The sequence below is a fragment of the Bacillus sp. sid0103 genome, from assembly GCF_019219025.1.
In genome coordinates, this window is the sequence record NZ_JAHUWN010000019.1 from 123,078 (window position 1) to 129,077 (window position 6,000).

At 35.2% G+C, this 6,000-nt stretch carries 8 protein-coding genes and 2 pseudogenes; 4 read left to right on the forward strand and 6 right to left on the reverse strand.

Annotation, left to right across the window (positions count from 1 at the left end; all coding sequences use genetic code 11):
• The first annotated feature begins 70 nt into the window (after positions 1-70).
• A complete protein-coding gene (locus KW850_RS20650; RefSeq protein WP_218349642.1) occupies positions 71-829 on the forward strand; it encodes a M50 family metallopeptidase in 759 nt (252 codons plus the stop codon).
• A gap of 379 nt (positions 830-1,208) precedes the next feature.
• Here the strand turns inward: KW850_RS20650 and KW850_RS20655 are convergent, their stop codons facing one another.
• The 6 genes and pseudogenes from KW850_RS20655 to KW850_RS20680 form a co-directional block, all read right to left on the reverse strand.
• Positions 1,209-1,355, reverse strand: a complete 147-nt coding sequence (locus KW850_RS20655) for a YjcZ family sporulation protein (RefSeq protein ID WP_218349643.1) — start codon at positions 1,353-1,355, stop codon at positions 1,209-1,211.
• Between the two features lie 298 nt (positions 1,356-1,653).
• A pseudogene (locus tag KW850_RS20660) lies at positions 1,654-2,149 on the reverse strand (GNAT family N-acetyltransferase).
• A gap of 57 nt (positions 2,150-2,206) precedes the next feature.
• Positions 2,207-2,692 (reverse strand): DinB family protein, encoded by a 486-nt coding sequence (locus KW850_RS20665; protein ID WP_218349644.1) that lies wholly within the window; start codon positions 2,690-2,692, stop codon positions 2,207-2,209.
• Between the two features lie 229 nt (positions 2,693-2,921).
• Complete coding sequence (locus KW850_RS20670; RefSeq protein ID WP_218349645.1) at positions 2,922-3,710, reverse strand: ABC transporter permease; 789 nt, start codon at positions 3,708-3,710, stop codon at positions 2,922-2,924.
• A 2-nt stretch (positions 3,711-3,712) separates the two neighbouring features.
• Entirely contained in the window at positions 3,713-4,612 is a 900-nt protein-coding gene (locus KW850_RS20675; protein ID WP_218349646.1) for an ABC transporter ATP-binding protein, read from the reverse strand.
• Complete coding sequence (locus KW850_RS20680) at positions 4,609-4,848, reverse strand: PLD nuclease N-terminal domain-containing protein (RefSeq protein ID WP_218349647.1); 240 nt, start codon at positions 4,846-4,848, stop codon at positions 4,609-4,611. The genes KW850_RS20675 and KW850_RS20680 overlap by 4 nt, the downstream gene beginning before the upstream one ends.
• 124 nt (positions 4,849-4,972) lie before the next feature.
• Here KW850_RS20680 and KW850_RS20685 point away from each other — a divergent pair, with 124 nt between their 5' ends.
• The 3 genes and pseudogenes from KW850_RS20685 to KW850_RS33460 form a co-directional block, all read left to right on the forward strand.
• Positions 4,973-5,512, forward strand: a complete 540-nt coding sequence (locus tag KW850_RS20685; protein WP_218349648.1) for a helix-turn-helix domain-containing protein — start codon at positions 4,973-4,975, stop codon at positions 5,510-5,512.
• A 95-nt stretch (positions 5,513-5,607) separates the two neighbouring features.
• Positions 5,608-5,757, forward strand: coding sequence for a hypothetical protein (locus KW850_RS33455; protein ID WP_256358357.1), 150 nt, complete (start codon positions 5,608-5,610; stop codon positions 5,755-5,757).
• A 118-nt stretch (positions 5,758-5,875) separates the two neighbouring features.
• Positions 5,876-5,983, forward strand: a pseudogene (locus KW850_RS33460) (integrase); the annotation flags it as partial.
• Positions 5,984-6,000: the final 17 nt, after the last annotated feature.

Here is a 6,000-nt window from a genome sequence, read left to right on the forward strand (position 1 = left end):
GGGGGAGAGGAGCACCACCATCTAGGATGGGTGCTTCTCTTCCTATCTGGCTCAGAGAGGAGGAGTGACATTGAGTACGACCACGCTGATTCTTCTTTACCTCGGTGTAGCGTTGATGGGGAGCTGGCTTCCTTTTATAAGGGTTTATTTCGCCCATTTTCATAACTTGGTCAATCTCGTGATCAGTGTTTGCCTGGAAGGTGGTAAAATCCATCTGTATCGAGATGGTTCAGGACAGACAACTGGGAGTGATACTTCACAGTTTAAAAAAGCACTTATTTCGTATGCAGGCTATACGGGTGCTTCGGTGGCAGCAATAGGCTTGTTTTATTTAGTATCGAAAGGCCACTATCATTTGGTGATTTATCTTTATTTAGGGCTTAGTGTTCTTGCCTTAATGTTATGGATACGGAATGCATTTGGGGTGATATGGGGCCTTTCAACTGCTGTTCTACTGACTTTACCCATATATTTTCGCTACGAAAATGGTTTACCTATACATGTTAACTTCGAAATGGTTTTTGTGCATATTAGTATATTCATAGCATCGGTTCTATTTGTACAATCTATGATTGGGGCCATTCAGGTGTGTAAACAATCGTTTATGAAGAGGAGCAATCCGAAAAGGAAGGCGGCACTGGTTCAAACAAAATTAATTCCGGCCGTTGTTCTGGGAATCATCCTGTTTGGACAGACCGTTTTAGTCGGCTATTTTTTTGCGCTAAATTTTATCAGTATTCCTTTTAGTTTTGACATGGTTTTGCCGAATCAGCTTCTCGCTGCTAAAAATGAGATCTGGTCAGCATTTAGTGAAAGTTTTAAACGGTAACAAGGATGACCGGGTACCAATCATATTCTTATGGCAAAAAACCCCCTTTAGAACAATAGAACAAAATCAGCGACTTGTCTAAAAATGCAAGAAACGTTTGCTTGAAAGCAAACGTTTCTTTGGAGGTAAGAAATGATTTAGATTTGGCTTGGTGTAGTAATAACATATGTACAAGACCTTAAAAGGTATAGACAAGTGTTTAGCTAAAATAAAAAAATTCTCTAAGAAAAGGCTTATCCCAGTGTTATTCACATGAATGGATGCATAATCTAGAGTGTAGCCGAAACCCCATAACCAATCCATACACCTTAATGAGGTATCGTTCAACTCAAAAAAGCCCTTAAAGGGCTTTTTTTTTGAGTTAAGAGTCATTTTTTTCTTAGAAGCAGATTACTGCTCCAACAATGATTAATAAGATAAACAATACAACGATTAAAGCAAAACAGCCGCCGTAGCCGAAGCCGCCGCCGTAGCCATAGCCGCCACAACAACCACCAAATCCACCGTATCCACCATAACCAAACATTTTATTACCTCCTTTAGACTATTCCATACAATTTATGTTAAGAAGTGAAGAATGGTAAGGGCGCTTTCACTAGGATTTTTTGAGGACAAATACATTACCTATTACGAACCCCGCCCTATGTAGCGAATAGCTGAATTTCCTACAAAAAAAAAAATCCCCACTTGGAGATTTCATCAAGGTGAAGGATCGCACCTTCCCCCGCGCATCATTTTAGATAAATAGAAAAAAGCCGCCGAAAATGGCAGCTAAATCTTTAACTCTTGCCCCCGAAGCCTGAGGAACGAAATTTCGTTTGGTTCTAATCCACCAAATACTTGTAAAACTTTTTATCGACCTGCAACACTGGAAAGCTCTCAGGTAAATCTTTAAGACCTATACTTGTAAATCCATTTTTTTCATAAAATCTATGAGCAGCTAAAAATTGTGGTGTGGTTCCGAGATATACATCTTTAATGGACTTTTCTCTCGCCCATTTAATGGCAGTATTTAATAAAAGACTGGAAGTTTTAAATTTTCCTCCTCGAAATTCTTTATCTACAAACATCTTTCTTAATGCAACTTGATGATTCCCAATGTCTAAAAGACTGATTGTACCAACTATTTTATCGTCATAAAGAGCCACCCAAAAGTTTCCGTTACCAGTCTGATAAAAATCCTCTATGGTAAATAAATCAGGCTGGGTCATCCGTGGTTATCTGAATATTGTATTCTTGTTGCTGAATATGAAGAATTAAATCCACAACTTGAGCTTGATCATCTTTAGAGTATTCTTTCACAACGAGACTGTTGTTCATAAATGTTACACCGCCTGTAAAATATATAGAAACCGACTAAATTACTATCTATTTGAATTATTTATTCGAATGAGAGGAAAGACCCCGACCTATAAGGTTTGCAGAAACAGGCTTTTTTCCTAATTCCCTTGCCCAGATTGATAATTGCCCAATATGGTGAATTTCGTGAGCAATGGCATGTCGCATTATTTCACCCCAAGTATCCGTCACAATTCTTCCATCTGGCAAGGTATCGTAGAATAATTGATTTTCCATACTAGCATCCCAGTTGTACACAAAGTTTTTCACTTCTAAATGAAATTCAGCGTCCAATTTTCGAACTTTGTTCAAGCTTTTATAACTATCGAAACTCTCTTGAAAGTCAGTTTTACCTTGTAAGAGACGTATCCAGCTCCATTCGACATCAACAATATGGAAAAGTGTGTGCAATATACTTCCCATTCCACCCGTTCGGTTCTGCAGAAGTTCTTCTTCACTTAACTCTTCACACCAACGATACCAGTCTTCTCTTACCATCCAGTTATATCTAAAAAAAGTTTGCAAAAATGCCCCTCCCCATTTGGAAAATAATTCAACTGTTAAAATACTATAAGAGTAATACTAAACATTGTTAAATATTACTATTTCTACAAACATAGGTTGAATTCCTTATTCAACAATCCTGACCGTTTGTTGAATAAGAATTTGTTCCACAACTATTTGGTTATATCTTCCTGATTCAAACGTAAATAAAATGGCAAAAAAAATAGAGCTATTTATCAACTCTAAGTTTTTATTCATGATTAAATTTTTTATTGGCAATCCAATAATTCGCTACCAAGATAGTCAGTAAAATACAAGCAATTGTTAGTAGTACATTGATTATTTCGATTAAATTTACCGAACCTGTGATAAGTGATTCCATTGCATGTTTACTCATACTGGCTGGATTTACATAATCAATTGCTGGATTCAAACCGACAATAATTCTGCAACCCAAAAGGTAAACAATTGAAATTAGTGCGATAATACCTTGACTGTGAAAAATAGTACTAATCATCGTTGTAAAAGATACGATATAAAGAACCCATACAAGATAAAATAATAGTGCAGCAATCATGTCTAAAAATGGAACATCTTCGAAAAGATAATTTACGTATAGATAAGAAGAAAGGTATCCAATCGTTACACTAAAAGCTACTATCAAATAATTTGATACAATTTTTCCGCCGATATATGAAATAACAGTAACAGGTCGTGTTAAGATAAAGGCCAACATACCATTTGATTTATCTATTTGAATAATCCCCATCATTGAGATAACAATAATCATAATTCCAAGCTGATCAAATTGGGACCCTAACGTGGTGGCTAGTACTTCTCCTCCTTTTTGAGCTGCCACATTCGGATCAATTGTAATGCCAGTTCCTCCTCCTAACGATTCCAAAATTGATGGCAAGTAAAAAGTTACTATTGGCTGAGTTATCCCTAAAAAGAGAAAGACAATCGGTAGCCAAATAAATTTAAAATCACGTACCATTTGAACAAATTCTTTTTTTGTTAATACAGTAAAATTATTCATTTCTACACTACCAATTTTAAGAAGATTTCTTCTAAAGTTTCATTATTGATTTCAAATTTTACGATGTCCACGTCGTAAGAGAGTGCATTTATCAGTAGCATATTTTTGTTTTTTTGGATGTTTTCAACTTTTATTTGGACTTTATTTCCTATGACCTCGACTTCCTTCACATAATGTAATTTTTTTATTACTTCAATCCATTTTTGATCCTTCGATGTGAGTTCCAAGTTTAACTTATTTCCTTTGTTTCGGTTTAACAGTTCAGTGATTGTTGTATCTTCTATTTTTGTTCCATTTTTTATAATTACAAATCGTTCGCATATTTCTTCAGCATCTCCCAATATATGGGTTGACAATAAAATCGTTGTTTCTTTTTTTATTTCTTCGATCAGGTTTAACACTTCTCTTCGGCCAATTGGATCTAATGCAGATACTGGCTCATCCATGACAATAAGTGAAGGCTTATGTAATAGTGCTTGTGCAATACCAAGTCTCTGTTTCATTCCACCAGAAAATGTGCCGACTTTTGAGTCTTCTTCACCTTCTAGTCCAACTTTTGCCAAAATTACAGGTATCCAGTTTGTTAATTCTTCTTTTACCATTCCAGAAAGTTGCCCCATAAACGTAAGAGTTTCTTTCGCTGTCATCCAATGAAAAAAGTTAGGGTACTGTGGCAGGTAACCAATTTCCCTTTTCATTTTCGATATTTTTTTCCCATTCAACAAAACTTCACCAGAGTCTGAATGGATGATATCTGAAATCACTTTTATTAATGTGGACTTCCCAGCTCCATTCGGACCGATTAATCCGACGCATTCTCCTGAATTCAGGTCCATCGAAAAATTATTGACAGCTATTTTTCCTTTAAATTTTTTCGTAACATTTTTGATTTCTAATTTCATATTCTCTCACTATCCTTTCTCCCTATGGTAAAGTACAGAATCGGTCCAAGTGTATTGGCAAATAGAATAATCAGAGCCCACGGAAGCACATTCTTTCTTGTCGTTCTATGTCTGTATAAATCAATTAATGCAAATAAAATTAATATCGTACTTACTACAATAACGGGCATTATTATAGGTAGAAAAGCCATAAAATCAATATCTTTTAGGTCACCCAGACCATAGTGCAGCTTCATTTCCATCATCCCCTTAAATCTCATTCTCATTATTAATAATGATAACTTAGATGTAGGTGTGTTGCAATAGCTATTCTCATTATTTATAATGAGATTAAAATTAAACAATGAATGAGGTGAAATTGTGAGTAACAAAATTGAAGTTATCATGCATCCAGTAAGAATGAAAATTTGCCAAGCATTAATGAGAAATAAAGAAAATGGGCTAACACCATTAGAAATGGTTAAAATCATTAAAGATGTGCCTCAATCAAGTCTATATAGGCATATACAAACCATGGTGGATTCTGGTGTGATCCACGTTATTAATGAAAAAAAGGTGAAATCTGTTTCCGAAAAATATTATGCTTTAAATGAAGAAGAGGCAAGAATTGACGTAGAGGAATGGAAAAAAGCTTCTAACGATGAAAAATTGACCTATTTTTCCTATTATCAATTATTGCTTATGACTCAATATCAAGATTATCTTAAGAAATTAGATGAACAAAACTGCGAAGAGGACCTTGCTGCTTTTTCCGTAGTAGAATTAAAGATTGATGAGGAACACTTTATACAATTTCAAAACGAATTAAACGATTTATTGACTAAATACTACAATACTACGAGCAAGAAAATAGATTCTCCGGTTCGAACAATTGCTTTTACCATTATTCCAGATGCTTAACTGAAGTTATTATTGACCATTTCTAATGCTTATATCAATACGGTAGCCTGGGGAGATTTAGTAAAAGGAATATCTGAATATTAGGAGGGTCATAAATGAGTGGGGATGGTGTTGTTTGGTTAATTATCTTGGTCTTGCTTTTGTTTTTCAACGGAATGGCTATATATCTAAATAATACTAAAAAGCTTCATTCTATTGGTTCAGGTCTTATTATTTCAGTCCTTGGTCCAATCCTTGCTTTTTAAATTGGTGCTATTTTTGTGAAGGTTGACCACCGTATGGGCAGTACCGGCGAATGAGCTGCATTTATAGGTTTAATAATTGTGGGTAACGGTATTGTTTACTTTCTAATAGGTCTTGTCTCTAGATGTTATTCAAAGCCTATTAGGTCATGAAAAAAGTGAAACCACCCGGATATATGCCCAGTTAAGCGGAAGCATCAGGCAGGAATTATATAGGAAGTTTTTTTAGAAATAAATAAGCAACGC